A 16957-nucleotide genomic window follows, 5' to 3' on the forward strand; every position below is an offset into this window, starting at 1 on the left:
CAATGGTCCCTCAATCATCAGATTTGGAATTAGTATTTATATAAGTAGAGCGCGCGCCGCTTGATGGCGGCGCGCGGATGGCCTCATGTGAGGATGGAGAATCGTGTCTCGTCGCGGCGTAGGCCCACGCCGTCTTGATCGACGTGTGCGATTTACTTGCAGTCGCCGCAAGGCATCGTGGATACGCAGGGGCCCGCCTACGCGCGACCTGCCGGCAGGCTCCGTCTGACCCGCGGCGAGAGCGAAACGGCGCCGTTGACCGCACCGGCACGAGCCGCTTCCGTCGCGAGATACTGATTGCCCCATGTCCAGAGCATGCGAACGACCGGTTCGAGCGAGCGCCCAAGCGCCGTCAGGGAATACTCGACCCGCGGCGGGACCTCCGCATAGATCTCGCGATGAATGAGGCCGTCCGCCTCGAGCTCGCGGAGCTGGCGCGTCAGCATGCGCTGCGTGATCCGGGACAGGCGCCGCTTGAGCTCGTTGAGGCGAATCGTATCGTCGAGCAGGTGGTAGAGAATCACGCCCTTCCACTTGCCGTCGATCAGATCGAGGGTGGCCTCCACGGGGCATCCCACGGCACAATCATACGTCTTGCTGCCGAGCTTCTGCATGGTTCACTCCGTGATACTAGAGGACTGGCCTGTGCGTAATTGTCAGTCCGCAAATTAGCGCGCATCGTGGCTCTCGCAAAGATCGATATCGGCGAGGCGGTGAACGAGCGGCCGCTTCGGCTCGCATTTGGGTCTCTGCATTCAAATCCTGCGGCGGTTGCCGGCGCGGACCGGGCGCACGCGCGCCGGAATAACCGTGGAAAACAAAGGGAGGGAGCGGTGCGAAGCGTGAGGAGAGGAATTCGACTTGTCATTTTTCTGTCGGCGGCAATCGTCACGGGCGCGGCCTGTGCCGAGAACGGAGGCGGCAACGCGGAAGTCTTTGCGAAGCTCCCTCAGTCGGTCGGCAACATTGCGTTTACGCCGGACAATCAGCTGATCTTCAGTCACCATCCATTCTTCAGTCCCGACGTTCGTGTGGCGCGGCTGACATCGCCGACGACGTTCGAGCCGTTTCCAAATGCGGAATGGAATACGCCACGAAAAGGCACCGATCAGTACCTCGATAACGTCCTGGGTCTTCGTTCCGACGAAAGCGGTGTCGTGTGGATCATCGACATGGGATTCCGGACGCAGATCACGCCGAAGCTGGTCGGCTGGAACACGCGCACGAACAGGCTGGAGCGCATCCACTACATGCCCGAGCCCGTGACCGTGAAAGGCTCGCAGCCGCAGGACATCGTGATCGACCAGAAGAACCGGAAATTCTACATCGCCGACGAAAACATCGGGCCCGGCGGCGATGGCTCTCACGCTGCGATCATCGTCATCGACATGGATACGGGTGCCGCCCGGCGCGTGCTGGACGGCGATCGATCCACCGTCCCTGAAAATGTGCCGATCACCGTGGATGGCAATGATCTGACCGTGCCTGGCAAGGACGGCAAGCCTTCGCTCATTAAGGTCGGCTGCGACGGCATCACGATGGATGCCAGGTCCGAATGGGTCTATTTCGCGCCCTCAGCGGCCGGTCGCTGTACCGCATCAAGGCCACCGACCTCGGCAACGAGAAGCTGCCCGCCGAAGAGCTGAGCGCGCGGGTGGAACGCTACTCGGACAAACCGAACAATGGCGGCCTGTCGATCGACTATGCGGGCAACATCTACCTGACTGCGGTCGAGACCAAATCGATTGGAGTCATAGGAGCCGACCGGAAGTTTCGCACTTATTTGAGCGATCCGGACATGGTGTGGCCGGACGGGATTACTGCCTCTCCCGACGGGTACATGTACGTGTCCGCGTCTCAGGTCTCCGCAGCCGCCATGTTCCATGGCGGCAAGGCCGAAAACAAGACGCCGTATCTGATCTATCGGTTCAAGCCGATCGCGGCAGGCTATATCTCACGCTGACGGCGGGAGCGACGACCCCGGCAAGGGCAGCCGGGGTCGAAAACTGTCTCAGCGCTCTTCGCTCGTGGCGTTGGCGCTCGCCAGCCGCTTGACGCGCGGCGACAGCACTGACATTTGCGCGGGCGAGGCCGGCATGCCGGCGACGATCATCGCGGGCGCAGACGACTGCTCCTCGACCCCGGCGCCGCCGAGCACCTGCACTTGCGTCGTCGAAATCGGAAACGACTTCACGTCGTAAGAGGGAAGCTCGCCGGCAAATGCACCGGCCGAGCTCGCAATCATGGCGCCGGCAACGGCAAATATTGAAAGAACGCGCATTGGAAAATCTCCGTGGAAGATGGCAATCGGAGGTTTGGTCGCGGCGATGCCACGCCAGGTTCGCTTGTGTGCGAACATTCGACCGCCGCCGGCGGATCTATTTGATTGCGTGATGCGACAGACGTGAAACGCGGAAGAAGTTTTCCACGCCAATGTTTCCGGACGGTTTCGCCAAAGGGCTAGAAGCGGCTCGTCAGCCCGTTTGCAGATCGAGGTGCGGCGATCTGGTCGTCGCGGTGGCCTCGGGAAAGCGCAAGCTCATCGTCGTGCCGCGGCCCGGCGCGGAGGAGATGACCAGCTCTCCGCCGTGCGCGGCCATGATCTCGCGGACGATCGACAGGCCGAGGCCGGCGCCGTCGCCCGCGCTGTTGCCGGTCTGAAATGGCTCGAGCAGCCTGTGCTCCGCACCGTCGGGCAGGCCCGCGCCGTCATCGTCGATCGAGATGTCGCCGCGGCTAACCGTCGCAACGATGCGCCGCGCACCATGGGCGTGGATGAGCGCGTTGCCGACGAGATTGGCAAGCGCACTGCGTACCGCGGCGTCGACGCCTTGCACCAGGAACGGACCTTCTTCGGCGTGTTCCAGCGCAAGCTCTATGCCGGCGTCCAGCGCCGAGGGGCTGAAATCGGCGAGCACGTCCAGCGTGATCTCGGCAAGATCAATCGGTCGCTTCTCGATCGCATGATTTTGCAATCGCGCCAGGTCGAGCATGGCGGAGACCAGCGACGTCAGGCGGCGGACGTCGCGCACCAATTCCGCCCTCAGCGCCGGCTCGGGCACGTCCTCGATTTTCGCGCGCAGCAGCGTGAGCGGCGTGCGTAGCTGATGGGCGGCGTTGCCGAGAAAGCGGCGTTGCATCCTGATGTAGGCGTCGATCTCGCCGAAGGCGCGGTTCAGTGCTGCGACCAGCGGCTTCAGCTCGGTGGGGACTTCGGACAGGGATATCAGGCCCTGCGGGGCCGATGGGTCGATCGCGAGCGCGCGATGCGCCACCCGTTCGATGCCGCGCGAGACGAAACGTGCGGCCAGCATCGAGCCGATGGCAACCGTCGCCGCAAAGGCCAGCGCCAGCGTGATGATCCCGAAAATGCTGCGGGCAAGGAAGTTCCTGGCAATCCGGCCGAAGCGGACCTGGGGGGCGCCGACCATCATCGTAAGCTGCAACGGGCCCCGTTGCGCGACGGCGAGACAGAAGGTGCTCTTCTGGTCGAGCGTGCTGAAGACGGACGAGCCGATCGGCCCGTGATAGGGAAACGCGAAGGGGAGGGCGGGCCGGCGTTCGCTACCGTATTCGCTGACCAGATCGCCAGCGGACACGACGTACCAGAGGTTCGGGCTGTCCGTCCTGAGCTCCTCGAGGGCGGGAGTCGGACGTACCGTCAGGTTCTGCCCTTCGATCACTGTGGCGCGATCGAGAACGGCGACCACAACGCGGCAAGCCCTGAACTCGCGTTCCTCCATCGGGTAGCGCCAGATGAAGACACCGAGCATGATCAGGAAGATCGTCGTCGCGGCGATGCCAAGCGACAGCGCAAACGTTCGGGCAATCGACGTCATCGCGGTGTTGCCAGCCGCAGGATGTAGCCGATGCCCCGCATGCTGCGGATCTCGACATCGCCGCCGAGCTCGGTCAGTTTCTTCCGCAAGCGCGAGACCTGCGCTTCGAGCGTGTTGGATTCGATCTCGTCGTCGAAGCCGTAGATCTCCTCGATCAGGGCGGCGCGGGTGATGACGCGGTCGCGGCGCATCAGGAGCGCTCCGAGGATCAGCGCCTCGCGCCGGCGCAGCAGGATTTTCGTGTCGGCGACCACCGCTTCGTTGCTGCCGAGATGCAGCTCGACATTGCCGAGCGACAGCACCGAGGGCGCGAGCTGCCGGGGCCGCCGCAACACGGCGCGCACCCGCGCAATGAGCTCCTGCGGCTCGAACGGCTTGCCGAGATAGTCGTCGGCGCCGCCATTGAGACCGTCGACGACATCCTCCTTGGCGTCCTTGGAGGTCAGCATGATGATCGCGGGACGGTCCGCCGATCGGCTCAGCGCCGTCACCACCTGGAGCGCATCTCCATCGGGCAGCATCCGGTCGATGATCGCGAGATCATATTTGAAATTGTCCAGCGCCTGACGGGCATCGGCAATCGAGCCGACGACGTCGACAATGCCGTGCAATTGTCCGAGCAGGCGGCTGACATAGGCGCCGATCTGCGGTTCGTCTTCGATTACGAGGGAGCGCACGCGGGTCGTCCTTGACTCTGCTGGGGCAACAAAACCCTGAGCGTGACGCTCCCTGGCCGAAGTCTGGCGTTCCGGCTCGTGCGCAGGGTTCCCATTAAGGCAGCGAGCTTGGCGAATAAAAGGCAGGAACGCGGGCGCCGACCGGCTCTAGCGCTCAAAGTTTGCGAGCGTGAGCGCGGCCCGGCAATGTTCGGGCAACATTGATCCGGCGGCGCGCCCGGCATGCGCCGCGAATGGATCGGGGCGCTGTCTGCCCCTTGCAATCTTGGCGCAATTTTGCCGGACCACATGCTGTGGCTCCTAACTACACGAGTCGACCAGGCCAGCAAGGCCGGTCCGGGGCCCTGTAAATGAAGCATTTTGACGAAGCTGCTCTCGATCCTGCGGCGAGAGCGCAGCAGACCTTGCTGACCGCCTTCCTCGCCGCGTTCGGCGCAATCCTGGCGATCCCGCAGTCGGCATCGGCGCAGACGGGGTTCACGTTGCCAGCCCCGCCGTTCGACGTGCCGATGCTGCCGTCACCTTCCGGCAACTGGACCGTCATGGTCGGCATCGGCGGCGAGTACACGCCGGATTTCGTCGGATCGAAGAACGGGAAGCTCATGCCGATCCCGATCTTCTCCATTCGCCGTGCCGGATCGGTCGACCAGTTTCGCGGGCCCCGCGACAGCGCCAGTATCGCGCTGTTCGACGTCGGAAATTTTCGCGCGGGCCCTGCGTTCAAATACGTCGCGTCGCGCAGGAGCGATAAATATGCCGAGCTGACCGGCCTTGGCGACGTCAAGGCCGCATACGAGCTCGGCGGGTTCGTCGAATATTTCCCGGTCGACTGGCTGCGCCTGCGCAGTGAATTGCGCCAGAGCATGGGCGGAAATACCGGCACGGTCGCCGATGTCTCCGCCGACGTCATCGTGCCGCTGATCCAAAGGCTCACGATCTCGGCCGGCCCGCGCTTCACCTGGAAAAGCACCAAGGCGACTGCGCCCTATTTCGGCGTCGACGCCGTGCAGTCCGTGGCGTCCGGGCTGCCGATGTACGATGCCAGAGGCGGTGCGCATTCGGTCGGCTTCGGCGGCCAGATCTCCTATCGCATCAATCCGCAGTGGGAAGTCCATGCCTATGTCGAGTACGAGAAGCTGCTGGGCGACGCCGCAGACAGCCCGCTCGTGAAGCTGCGGGGATCGTCGAACCAGACGACGATCGGCCTCGGTGCGTCCTATTCATTCGATTTCAGGATTCGATAGGTCACCATGCGCCGCATTGCTTTTCTATGGGTTGGCCTGGCGATCGCTTGCATCGCCCTCGGCGCGGCCGCGGCGTTCGAGACGCGCGCGACTCGGCTCCAGGCAATCAAGACCGTCGGCATCGTCTCGGCCATCGGCGAGGAGATGAGCCTGACGCAAGCCGGCCTGATCGCGCTCGGCAACGCCGGGCAAAGCCTCTCGATCAGCGCTTGGGGTCTGGACGAGCTGATCGTCCAGCAGGCGACGAAACTGCTCGGCGGCGCTTTCGCGTGCAGGCGGTGAGCTACCGACGCGCCGCGTTTGCCGCGATCAGGGATTCGGCGGTTGCGCCCGTCAATCTCCTGCGCAGCGATCCGTTCAAGGAGCTGGTTCGCAGCGATGTCGCGCCCCAGGGGTTGGATGCGTACATCGTCATCACCCGGGCCAGATCGAAGCTCGGCAACGGCCGCAACGTCGAGGGCATCGGGCTCGCCCAATATCGGACGCTGCTTGCGGATTACGGCCTGATCCACGCGCTCTACGAGGTGCGCGTGATCGACGGCAAGTCGTTCGACGTGATCGAGAAGCGGGCGGCCGCGCCGCTCGACAACACGGGGACCATGCGGCTCGCCGGACCCAGCGGACCGATCGACGCGACGTTCGAGGGGCCCGCTACGAGCGAACGGCTACGCGCGGCGATCACGGATCTCATCACGCGCAGCTTGCCCGTCACGTTGGGCGACATGCACCTGATCGACGGTCAGTGAGGCCGGTTGGCCCGGCTTCTAAAGCGCGATGAGATTGGTATGAATCGTCATCGCGCTTTAGGTTATTGTTTGAGCATGATCTTTCGGAAAACCGCTTTGCACTTTTCCGGATCATGCTCAGGTCACCGGCGCCGGATTGAACAGCGTGAGGTCGTTGTGGATGCCCCAACGGTCCGACCACGGCTTCGTGCGGCCGCTGGCGACATCGAGGATCAGGCGGAACAGGTCCCAGCCGGTTTCCTCGATGGTCTTCTCGCCGGTGGCGATGCTGCCGGCATCGAAATCGATCAGGTCCTTCCAGCGGCGCGCGAGCTCGGTGCGGGTCGCAACCTTGATCACAGGCGCAGCCGCAAGACCGTAGGGTGTGCCGCGGCCGGTGGTGAACACCTGCAGCGTCATGCCGGAGGCGAGCTGGAGCGTGCCGCAGATGAAGTCGGACGCGGGCGTCGCCGCAAATAGCATGCCCTTCTGCGTCGCCCTCTCGCCGGGCGAGAGCACGCCGGTGATGGCAGACGAGCCGGACTTGACGATCGAGCCGAGTGACTTTTCGACGATGTTGGCGAGGCCGCCCTTCTTGTTGCCGGGCGTGGTGTTGGCGCTGCGATCGGCGCCGCCGCGGGCGAGATAAGAGTCGTACCAGGCCATCTCGCGCACCAGCGCGCGGCCGACATCCTCGTTGATGGCGCGGCGGGTGAGGAGCTGGATCGCGTCGCGGACTTCGGTGACCTCGGAGAACATCACGGTCGCGCCGGCACGCACCAGCAGGTCCGCGGCAAAGCCCAGCGCGGGGTTCGCGGTGACGCCGGAGAAGGCGTCGCTGCCGCCGCATTGCAGGCCGATGACGAGGTCGGCGGCCGGGCAGGTCTCACGGGTGCGGGTGTTGAGGATCTTCAGGCGGGCTTCGGCCTGGGTCATGATCGCATCGACGATGGCGCCAAAGCCGTCGAAGGCTTCGTCCTGCATGCGCACGATGGCATCGCTGACGCCCTCCGGCACCAGTCGCTCGGGCGCGAGCTTTTCGCAGCCGAGGCTGATGACCAGGATCTCGCCGCCGAAATTCGGGTTCTGCGCGATGTTCTGCAGCGTGCGGATCGGAACGACCGCATCGGGGGCATTGATGGCGACGCCGCAGCCATAGGCGTGCGTCAGCGGCACGACGTCGTCGACGTTCGGGTATTTCGGCAGCAGCTCGGCGCGGATGCGCTTCACGGCGTATTCCATCGTGCCCTTGACGCATTGCACGGAGGAGGAGATGCCGAGGATGTTCTTGGTGCCGACCGAGCCGTCGGTGTTGCGAAAGCCTTCGAAGGTGAAGCCTTCGAGCGGCGGCAGCGGCGCGGGGACGGCGGTCGAGATTTCCAGCTTGTCGAGGGCAGGGGCCTCCGGCATGCGGATGCGCGCTTCGTCGACCCATTCGCCGGCCAGGATCGGCGACAACGCGTGGCCGATCACCTCGCCGTAGCGGATAATCGGCTGATCTTGCGCGATATCGACCAATGCCGTCTTGTGCCCCTGCGGCACGAAGGCGCGCAGCGTCAGCCCGCTGGCGAAGCGGGAGCCGGCGGGAAGCCCGAAATCATTGACCACGATCGCGACATTGTCGCGCTCGTTGAGCTTGATGTAGCGGGGCTGCTCTTTCGCTGCGACGTCCTGGTCCATGGGAGGACTCCGAAAGTGTAGGGTGGGTTAGCGTAGCGTAACCCACCAATGTCTTCATCCGCGGAGGCAGAAGAGGTGGGTTACGCCAGCGGACCGCGCGTTGCGCAGCCGCGGGCTAACCCACCCTACGATCGTGTCCTATCAACCCGGATAGGTATAGGCGGTCTTCACCGTGGTATAGAACTCGCGCGCATAGGAGCCCTGCTCGCGGGCGCCGTAGCTTGAACCCTTCCGGCCGCCGAACGGCACGTGATAGTCGACGCCGGCGGTCGGCAGATTGACCATCACCATGCCGGACTCGCTGTTGCGCTTGTAGTGCGAGGCGTATTTCAGGCTGCTCGTGCAGATGCCCGAGGCGAGGCCGAACTCGGTGTCGTTGGAGATCGCCAGCGCTTCCTCGTAGTTCTTGGCGCGGATGACGGCGGCGACGGGGCCAAAAATCTCCTCACGCGCGATGCGCATATTGTTGTTGGCCTCGGTGAACAGCGCCGGCTGGAGGTAATGGCCGGGCGTCTCGCGCTTGAGCAGCTCGCCGCCGAAGGCGAGCTTTGCGCCTTCGTCCTGGCCGATCTTGATGTAGCGCAGATCCTGGTCGAGCTGGCTCTGGTCGACCACCGGGCCGATATGCACGCCGGCCTTGAGCGCGTCGTCCACCGACAGGCCCTTCAGGCGCTCGGCCACCGCCGCGACGAAGCGATCGTGGATGCCTTCGGTGACGATCAGGCGGGAGGAGGCGGTGCAGCGCTGGCCGGTCGAGAAATAGGCGCCGTTGACGGCGACCTCGACGGCGGTCTTCAGGTCGGCATCGTCGAGCACGACCAGCGGATTCTTGCCGCCCATCTCGAGCTGGAACTTCTTCATCGGGTTCGACAGCACGCAGGCCTGCGCGATCTTGCGGCCGGTCTGCACCGAACCGGTGAAGGAGATCGCGGCCACATCCGGATGGTCGAGCAGGGTCTGGCCGACGACGGAGCCGGAGCCGACCACGAGGTTGAACACGCCGGCCGGAATGCCGGAGCGGGTGATGATCTCGGACAGCGCATGTCCCGAGCCCGGCACCAGCTCGGCCGGCTTGAACACCACCGTGTTGCCGTAGCAGAGCGCGGGCGCGATCTTCCAGGCGGGGATCGCGATCGGGAAATTCCAGGGCGTGATCATGCCGACGACGCCGACGGGCTCACGGGTGAGCTCGACGTCGAGGCCGGGACGGACGGAGGCGCCCTTCTCGCCGATTAGGCGCAGCGCTTCGCCGGCGAAGAACGCAAAGATCTGGCCGGCGCGCGCGACCTCGCCGATGCCCTCGGGGAGCGTCTTGCCTTCCTCGCGGGCGAGCAGGCGGCCGAGCTCTTCCTTGCGGGCGAGGATTTCGAGAGAAATCTTGTTCAGCGCGTCATAGCGCACCTGCGGCGTCGACTGCGCCCAGGCCGGGAAGGCGGCCTTGGCTGCCGCGATCGCCTTCTCGGTCTGCGCCTTGTCGGCCTTGGCGTACTCGCCGACGAGGTCGTTGGTGTTGGAGGGGTTGATGTTCTTGGTGACGCCGGAGCCGTCGACCCATTCGCCGCCGATGAAGTTCTTCAGGATCGCAGTCATGTAGTCCTCCGAGATTTTCTTAACGCACGAGGCAAGGACGCTTGTCGTCAAAGGTCCAGCCGGGGATCAGGTCCTGCATGGCAGTAGCGTCATCGCGGGCGCCGAGTCCATGCTTCTTGTAAAGCTCATGCGCGGTTTCGATGGCCGGGCGGTCGATTTCGATGCCGAGGCCCGGCCGCTCGGGCACGGCGATCTTGCCGCCCTTGATCTGGAGCGGCTCCTTGGTCAGCGCCTGGCCGTCCTGCCAGATCCAGTGGGTATCGATCGCGGTGACCTTGCCGGGCGCGGCGGCGCCGACATGGGTGAACATCGCGAGCGAAATGTCAAAGTGATTGTTGGAGTGCGAGCCCCAGGTCAGGCCGTTGTCGCGGCAGGTCTGGGCGACGCGCACCGAGCCCTGCATGGTCCAGAAGTGGGGGTCGGCCAGCGGAATGTCCACCGCCCCCAAGCGTAGTGCATGGGAGAGCTGGCGCCAGTCGGTCGCGATCATGTTGGTCGCGGTCGGCAGGCCCGTGGCACGGCGGAACTCGGCCATGATCTCGCGACCCGAGAAGCCGGCTTCGGCGCCGCAGGGATCCTCGGCATAGGCCAGGATGCCGTGCATGCCCTTGCAGAGGCTGATCGCCTCGTCGAGCGACCATGCGCCGTTGGGATCGAGCGTGACGCGTGCGCTGGGGAAGCGCTTTGCGATGGCGGTGACGGCCTCGATCTCCTGCTCGCCGCGGAGCACGCCGCCCTTGAGCTTGAAGTCCGCGAAGCCATAATGGTCGTGGGTGGCTTCCGCGAGCCGCACCACGGTCTCCGGCGTCATCGCCTCCTGGTGGCGCAGGTTGAACCATTCGGGCTTGCCGGTCTCGCCGCTGACGTAGTCAAGCTTGCTCTTGCGCCGGTCGCCGACGAAGAAGAGATAGCCGAGCGTCTCGACGCTCTTGCGCTGCTGGCCTTCGCCGAGCAGTGCGGCGACGGGCAGGTTGAGGTGCTGGCCGAGCAGGTCGAGCAGTGCGGACTCGATCGCCGTGACCGCATGGATCATCACGCGCAGGTCGAACGTCTGCTTGCCGCGGCCGCCGGCATCTCGGTCGGCGAACGCCGTGCGGACGTCGGCAAGGATGTTGTTCATCGCGCCGACGGTCTTGCCGATCACGAGATCGCGGGCATCCTGGAGCGTCTGCCAGATCTTTTGCCCGCCCGGTACCTCGCCGACGCCGGTGTGTCCGGAATTGTCGGTGAGGATGACGATGTTGCGGGTGAAGAACGGCGCGTGCGCGCCGCTCAGATTGAGGAGCATGCTGTCGCGGCCCGCGACCGGGATCACCCGCATCGATGTGACGACCGGTGCGCCGGAGACCTCAGTCTGGGCCATCGCACGCTCCTCCCTGTTGTTGTCTGTTATTCTGCAGCTTGTTGTGACGATCGGATGGCGGGGAGATTCTTCACCAGCGCGGTCAGCTCCGCAACCTCCTGCTCGGTGAGATCGGTCAGCGGCGGGCGGACCGGGCCGGAATCGCGGCCGATCACCTTCATGCCGGCCTTGATGATCGAGACCGCATAGCCCTTCTTGCGGTTGCGGATTGCGATCAGCGGCAGGATGAAGTTCTTCAGGCCGGCATGGATCGTCTCATGGTCGCGCTTGCGCACCGCGGCGTAGAAGTTGGTGGCGAATTCTGGAACGAAGTTGAACACGGCCGAGGAATAGGTCGTCACGCCCATGTCGAGATAGGGCAGCGCGAAGGTTTCCGCGGTCGGCAGGCCGCCGATATAGGTGAGGCGGTCGCCGAGCTTGGTGTAGACGCGGGTCATCAGCTCGATGTCGCCGATGCCGTCCTTGTAGCCGACGAGGTTCGGGCAGCGCTCGGCGACGCGCGCCAGCGTATCGGGCTGCAGGATGGCGTTGTCGCGGTTGTAGACGATGACGCCGATCTTCACGGCGGCGCACACGGCTTCCACGTGGGCGGCAAGGCCGTCCTGCTCGGAATGGGTCAGATAGGGCGGCAGCAGCAACAGGCCGTCGGCGCCGGCCTTTTCCGCGCCGATCGCGATCTCGCGCGCGGTGGCGGTGCCGTAACCGGTGCCGGCGAGCACGGGCACGCGGCCCTTGGTCTCGTCGACGGCGATCTTGACCACCTGCGGAACCTCGGTCGGCGTCAGCGAGAAGAACTCGCCGGTGCCGCCGGCGGCGAACAGGCCGGCAACGTCATAGCCGCACAGCCAGTCCATGTTGGCGCGGTAGGTCGCCTCATCGAACGAATAGTCCGCCTTGAAGGGCGTGACGGGGAAGGACAGGAGGCCCGATCCGATCTTCTGGGCCATTTCCTGCGGGGTCATCTTGCTCATGGGCGCTGCTCCCTTAATTTGCGTGTTGTGGAGGACGCGGGCCGAAGCCTGCGCGTCCATGCGCCGTTGTTTAGGAGACCGTTCGATGCGCGTCCAAGCCAAAGCCTATATCGACCGATGCGGATTGAGCATCAATCGTCCGCTACCTCCGCGGAGGACAATTCGCCTGCGATTTTGACCAGAGCGGAGAGCAGCGGGTTCTCGTCGTCGCGGCGCCAGACCATGAACAGCTCGACGGGGACGCGGGTGCGCAGCTTCAACGGCCGCAGTCGCACGTCGGAGATCTTCAGGCTCGCAGCCGCGGCCGGCACGATGGCAAGGCCGAGGCCGGCGCGGACCATGGCGAGGATCGAATGGATCTGGCTCAGATGCTGCACATAGCGCGGCAGCACGTCGGCGCGGGTGAACAGCGCCACCAGCAGATCGTGGAAATATCGGCTCTCATAGGGCGAGTACATCACGAAGGGCTGGTCGTCGAAATCCTTGATGGTGATGGTCTCGGCATTCGCCAGCGGATGCTTCTTCGGGATCGCGGCGAGCAGGGGCTCGGCGACGACACGGCGGCTGGCCACTTCGGGGCGCGCGATCGGCGGCCGCAACAGCCCGGCGTCGATCTGGCCGGAGCTGAGCGCCTCGAACTGATCACCGGACACCATCTCCTTCAGCGAGAAATCGACCTCGGGCAGCTTGGCGCGGCAGGCGGCGACGAGCTCCGGGAGGAAGCCGTAGGCGGCAGCCGCCGTGAAGCCGATTTTCAGCGAGCCGGTTTTGCCGAGCGCGATGCGGCGGGCGACTTGCGAGGCGCTTTCCGCAAGCTTCAGGATGCGCCTTGCCTCGGGCAGGAAGCTGCGCCCCGCCGGCGTCAGGCGCACCGAGCGGCTGGTGCGCTCCAGCAGCGGCGCGTCGATGATGTGCTCGAGCACCTGGATCTGCCGCGACAGCGGTGGCTGGGTCATGTTCAGTCGCGCGGCGGCGCGGCCGAAATGCAGTTCTTCGGCCACCGTGACGAAACAGCGGAGCTGGTTGAGGTCGAACATCGATACATGCCTTAGATGGATAAGGCGTTTCCCCGGCACTTCTAGCATCGATCATCCCCAAAACAAAGACGGCGGCTGAGGAGCCGCCGTTGAGTTGCCTGGTCAAGCTCCCGCGGGAGCCCTCAGGAGGAACGTTTGAGCACCACCCGCTCGATCTTGCCGACCACCACGAGATAGGCGAACGCGGCCACCAGCGCATTGGCGCCGACGAACAGCAGTGCGCCGTTGAATGAGCCGGTCGCGGCCAGGATGTAGCCGATCACGATCGGGGTGCTGATCGAGGAGAGGTTGCCGAAGGTGTTGAACAGGCCGCCGGAGACGCCGCCGGCTTCCTTGGGCGAGGTGTCGGAGACGACCGCCCAGCCGAGTGCGCCGATGCCCTTGCCGAAGAAGGCGAGCGCCATGAAGCCGACCACCAGCGCCTGTCCGTCGACATAGTTGCAGGCGATGATCGACATCGACAGCAGCATGCCGCCGACGATCGGGATCTTGCGCGCCATGGTGAGCGAGCCGGTCTTGCGGAGAATGGCGTCGGAGATGACGCCGCCGAGCACGCCGCCGATGAAGCCGCACAGCGCGGGCAGCGTCGCGACGAAGCCGGCTTGCAGGATCGACAGGCCGCGCTCCTTGACGAGGTAGACCGGGAACCATGTCAGGAAGAAATAGGTCAGCGTGTTGATGCAGTACTGGCCGAGATAGACGCCGAGCATCATGCGGTTGGAGAGCAACTGGCGGATGTGATCCCAGCCGGAGCCGGACTCGGGCGCACGCTCCTGCACCAGATCGTTTTTGGGCGCGTCGAGATCGACCAGCGCGCCGCCTTCCTTGATGTAATCGAACTCGGCCTCGTTGATGCCGGGATGCTCCTTCGGGCCGTAGACGGTCTTGATCCAGACCAGGCCCATGATGACGCCGAGCCCACCCATCACGAAGAATACGAAGCGCCAGCCGTAATCATGCGCGATCCAGCCCATTAGCGGCGCGAAGATCACGGTGGCGAAATACTGTCCCGAATTGAAGAAGGCCGATGCGGTGCCGCGCTCATTGCCGGGAAACCAGGCGGCGACGATGCGGGCGTTGGCGGGGAACGAGGGCGCTTCCGCGACGCCGACGAGGAGGCGAAGTGCGAACAGCACGATGATGGCGGCGCCGGCGCTGAGGAAGCCGACCCAGCCCTGCATCATCGTGAACAGCGACCAGACGATGATGCTGAAGGCATAGACGAGGCGCGAGCCGTAGCGGTCGAGCAGCCAGCCGCCCGGCACCTGCGCCGCGACATAGGACCAGCCGAAGGCCGAGAAGATCCAGCCCATGGCGACGGGATCGAGATGCAGCTCTTTCGAGAGTGCGGGGCCCGCGATCGACAGGGTGGCGCGGTCGGCATAGTTCACGGTCGTAACCAGGAACAACATGGTCACGATGAACAGCCTGACGCGAGACCTCCTCACGTCCGCTGCGGACGACACCACTGCGCTCATCACGCGCCTCCTTAGAACTCGAAATGTTTCCTCTCTGCGACTCCTAGAGGCGCGCGCGGCAAAGTGTCCAAGTTCAAGGGAGTATCGATCGATGCCGTTTTTGGATCGATGGAACGGCAGGTGCGGGGAACGATCACGAGGTGACGAGAATGTGCGATCGTGATGCGCGAGGTCGTGCTCCGCACACCACTGTCATTCTCCGCGAAAGCGGGGAATCCAGTACGCCGCAGCCTCTCGATTCAATCACCGCTGTCACGGAGTACTGGATCGCCAGCCTTCGCGGGCGATGACACCGAGTATGTGGGAGCAGTGTCGTGCTATTGCTGCGTGCCCAGCAGCGGCGCCAACAGTCCGCGTGTCACGCCGGGCGGCACGGCATCGAGGCCGAGCACGCTGCTCGCGGCCGGCAGTGCGGCGTCCGCCATCGCGGCGTGGCCTTCCGCGCTTGGATGCACGGCGCCGCCGTAGACGGCGGAGAGCACGCCCCAGGTGGCGTCGTGGATGTCGGTCGGCTGGCTCGCCGCCGGCAGGCCTTGCGGATAGGTCATCGCGGCAAAATAGCTGTCGTTGGCATCGCGGATCCAGCGCGCGCGCGGCAGGTAGGCGCGATACTCCGAGGCGCCGCGGCCGCACAGCATCGGCTGGCTCGCCGCGCTCACGATATCGGGATTGAAGCTCTGGCCGTTCTCGGCGAAACACGTGCGGTCGAATTCGGGATCGTTGCCCGCATGGGCGCAGAAGCCGTGATCGGCGAACACCGCCTGGTGCGAGTCCACGAAGGTCATGCGGTCGGTTTCGGGATCGCGGCACAGCGCCCCGCGCGTGCAGGTGGCGAGGCTCTTCAGCTGCGGCAGGAATTCGGTGTCGACGAAGGTCGAGACGCGGGCCAGGCGCTGCGGATCGGCGTTGAAGGACGGATGGATGTCGAACCCGGCGCGGCCGCCGCGGCAGGGCACGCCGCCATCGGCGAGCGCGGGATTGGCGTAGGAGACATAGACCACGTGCGAGAGGTCGCCGCTGACGAGCGGCTTCAGCGCCTCGCGCAGCTTGGCGAAATTCTGCGGCAGCTCGCGCGCCAGTGCATCGCGGGAATCGTCGACGCTCGCCATTACGCCGGAGCGGCGGAACAGCGCGCGCTCGGTCGCGGTGTCGACGATGACGTCGGCGACGAGGCCGGAGAAATAGACGTCGTTGGCGCCGACCGAGAGCAGCACGAGATCGAGCGTGCGGTCCGGCTGGCGCTTTTTCGCCGCGGTGAGCGCCTCACGCAGCTCGGCGACCTGGGCGTTCACGCTGGTGTTGCAGACGCCGGTCTTGCCGGGCGGGCATTCGCGGGCGCGCTGCGAGCCCAGCAGACCGTCGCCGATGCTGGCGCCGGTGCAGGCGAGTGGCAGAAAGGTCACCGCGATGTGGGTGTAGCGCACCGCGAGCGCGAGAGCCGTGCGGGCCTGGTAGCTGTAGAGCGAGCGGTGGCAGGGCGAGTTGAACCAGAGCGCGCCGTAATGCTGCCAGTTGGCGAGCGTGTCGGGTGCTTCGCAGGCGCGGCCACCTTTATAGCCGGCACGGCTCGGCCGGTAGTATTGCGCACCGGCGGTACCGAGATAGGAGCGGAAGCAGAAGCCCTCGTCCGACAGCGCCAGCGGCCGGTCCGGGTTGCCTTCGCCGGAGGCGATGCTGTCGCCGAGCCCGGCGACGAAGATGTCGCGGACCTGGATCTCGGCCTGGACGCGCTGGGTCGGATCGGAGCCGGAGGAGACGTCGACGCTCGCGACCGTCTGCTTGCCGTAGCGGACCCGCAGGTTGATCGGCTCGGCGCAATCGAAAGTCGAGGTCTGCGGCCCGTCGCCGTCGTCGAACGACCAGGCGCAGGTGGCGCCGACCGGCACTGCGCCGGTCAGGCGCACGGTCACCGGATGATCGGTCGGGGTGAGGTAATTCTCTTTGACGTTGTCGCGGGTGCAGGGCTGGTTGACCCGGCCCTGGAGGTCGATGCAGAGCCGGTTGACCATGTTGCGGGCCCAGCCGCGGCCCTCGCTCTGGAGCTCCAGCGACTGCTCGGCGGCGAGGATGCTGCGGTTACGCGCGTTCTCGACATGGAGCTGGAAGTCGCGCTCCTCGCGGAACAGGCGGAAGCGGTTGCGCACCTCCCAGGATATTTGCATCGCACCGGCGCCCTGCGCGGCGGCGCGCTCGAGCGGCAAAGACGTCAGAATCCCGGCAAGCAGCAGGAGGCCTGCGGGAAGGGTACGAAAGGAAAAAGGGATCATGGCCCGCGTGTTCAACGGCAAAGTTGAGGCGGAAATAAGAGAGCATTGCTGCGCCGCCCGCAACCTCTGTCTGACGGTCGCCCGCC

Annotated in this window: 16 protein-coding genes; 5 read left to right on the plus strand and 11 right to left on the minus strand. The window is 65.2% G+C overall.

All coding sequences use genetic code 11. The annotated features are described in order from the left end of the window. Positions 1–197: 197 nt before the first annotated feature. A complete protein-coding gene (locus AB7G19_RS14525) occupies positions 198–614 on the minus strand; it encodes a winged helix-turn-helix transcriptional regulator (protein WP_354131380.1) in 417 nt (138 codons plus the stop codon). Between the two features lie 39 nt (positions 615–653). Here AB7G19_RS14525 and AB7G19_RS14530 point away from each other — a divergent pair, with 39 nt between their 5' ends. Further along, positions 654–1646, plus strand: a complete 993-nt coding sequence (locus AB7G19_RS14530; RefSeq protein WP_441267893.1) for an L-dopachrome tautomerase-related protein — start codon at positions 654–656, stop codon at positions 1644–1646. A gap of 8 nt (positions 1647–1654) precedes the next feature. Continuing rightward, positions 1655–1963, plus strand: a complete 309-nt coding sequence (locus AB7G19_RS14535; protein ID WP_441267894.1) for a hypothetical protein — start codon at positions 1655–1657, stop codon at positions 1961–1963. Between the two features lie 48 nt (positions 1964–2011). Here the strand turns inward: AB7G19_RS14535 and AB7G19_RS14540 are convergent, their stop codons facing one another. The 3 genes from AB7G19_RS14540 to AB7G19_RS14550 form a co-directional block, all read right to left on the minus strand. Then, on the minus strand, positions 2012–2281 hold the full coding sequence (locus tag AB7G19_RS14540; RefSeq protein ID WP_283017063.1) for a hypothetical protein: 270 nt from the start codon (positions 2279–2281) through the stop codon (positions 2012–2014). Between the two features lie 193 nt (positions 2282–2474). Next, on the minus strand, positions 2475–3839 hold the full coding sequence (locus AB7G19_RS14545) for a sensor histidine kinase (protein ID WP_354130465.1): 1365 nt from the start codon (positions 3837–3839) through the stop codon (positions 2475–2477). Further along, the gene (locus tag AB7G19_RS14550) at positions 3836–4516 is read right to left on the minus strand and encodes a response regulator transcription factor (RefSeq protein ID WP_071912145.1); all 681 of its coding nucleotides are present in this window, start codon (positions 4514–4516) and stop codon (positions 3836–3838) included. The genes AB7G19_RS14545 and AB7G19_RS14550 overlap by 4 nt, the downstream gene beginning before the upstream one ends. A 350-nt stretch (positions 4517–4866) precedes the next feature. On the opposite strand from AB7G19_RS14550, the gene AB7G19_RS14555 reads away from it, so the two are divergent. From AB7G19_RS14555 to AB7G19_RS14565, 3 genes are read left to right on the plus strand one after another with little or no spacing between them, the layout of a single operon-like run. Next, positions 4867–5760, plus strand: coding sequence for a MipA/OmpV family protein (locus tag AB7G19_RS14555; RefSeq protein WP_354097376.1), 894 nt, complete (start codon positions 4867–4869; stop codon positions 5758–5760). Positions 5761–5766: 6 nt separating this feature from the next. Then, positions 5767–6042, plus strand: coding sequence for a hypothetical protein (locus AB7G19_RS14560; RefSeq protein ID WP_354097377.1), 276 nt, complete (start codon positions 5767–5769; stop codon positions 6040–6042). Then, the gene (locus AB7G19_RS14565) at positions 6039–6506 is read left to right on the plus strand and encodes a hypothetical protein (protein ID WP_354097378.1); all 468 of its coding nucleotides are present in this window, start codon (positions 6039–6041) and stop codon (positions 6504–6506) included. Before AB7G19_RS14560 ends, AB7G19_RS14565 begins: the two co-directional genes overlap by 4 nt. A 117-nt stretch (positions 6507–6623) precedes the next feature. Here AB7G19_RS14565 and garD read toward each other — a convergent pair whose 3' ends face one another. From garD to AB7G19_RS14600, 7 genes are all read right to left on the minus strand, one after another. Beyond that, positions 6624–8165 (minus strand): galactarate dehydratase, encoded by a 1542-nt coding sequence (gene garD / locus AB7G19_RS14570; RefSeq protein WP_135214562.1) that lies wholly within the window; start codon positions 8163–8165, stop codon positions 6624–6626. A 141-nt stretch (positions 8166–8306) separates the two neighbouring features. Further along, positions 8307–9755, minus strand: coding sequence for an aldehyde dehydrogenase family protein (locus AB7G19_RS14575; RefSeq protein WP_063982243.1), 1449 nt, complete (start codon positions 9753–9755; stop codon positions 8307–8309). A gap of 19 nt (positions 9756–9774) precedes the next feature. Beyond that, a complete protein-coding gene (gene gudD / locus AB7G19_RS14580; protein ID WP_441267895.1) occupies positions 9775–11118 on the minus strand; it encodes a glucarate dehydratase in 1344 nt (447 codons plus the stop codon). A gap of 26 nt (positions 11119–11144) precedes the next feature. Continuing rightward, a complete protein-coding gene (kdgD, locus tag AB7G19_RS14585; protein WP_441267896.1) occupies positions 11145–12089 on the minus strand; it encodes a 5-dehydro-4-deoxyglucarate dehydratase in 945 nt (314 codons plus the stop codon). A 131-nt stretch (positions 12090–12220) separates the two neighbouring features. After that, the gene (locus tag AB7G19_RS14590; RefSeq protein ID WP_063982246.1) at positions 12221–13126 is read right to left on the minus strand and encodes a LysR substrate-binding domain-containing protein; all 906 of its coding nucleotides are present in this window, start codon (positions 13124–13126) and stop codon (positions 12221–12223) included. A 122-nt stretch (positions 13127–13248) separates the two neighbouring features. Beyond that, positions 13249–14604 carry an MFS transporter gene (locus AB7G19_RS14595; RefSeq protein ID WP_063982247.1) on the minus strand — a complete coding sequence of 452 codons (1356 nt, stop codon included), beginning with the start codon at positions 14602–14604 and terminating at the stop codon, positions 13249–13251. Between the two features lie 317 nt (positions 14605–14921). Continuing rightward, entirely contained in the window at positions 14922–16871 is a 1950-nt protein-coding gene (locus AB7G19_RS14600) for a hypothetical protein (protein ID WP_283017058.1), read from the minus strand. Positions 16872–16957 lie beyond the last annotated feature (86 nt).

Source organism: Bradyrhizobium sp. 215_C5_N1_1 (genome assembly GCF_052075935.1).
GTDB lineage: Bacteria > Pseudomonadota > Alphaproteobacteria > Rhizobiales > Xanthobacteraceae > Bradyrhizobium > Bradyrhizobium barranii.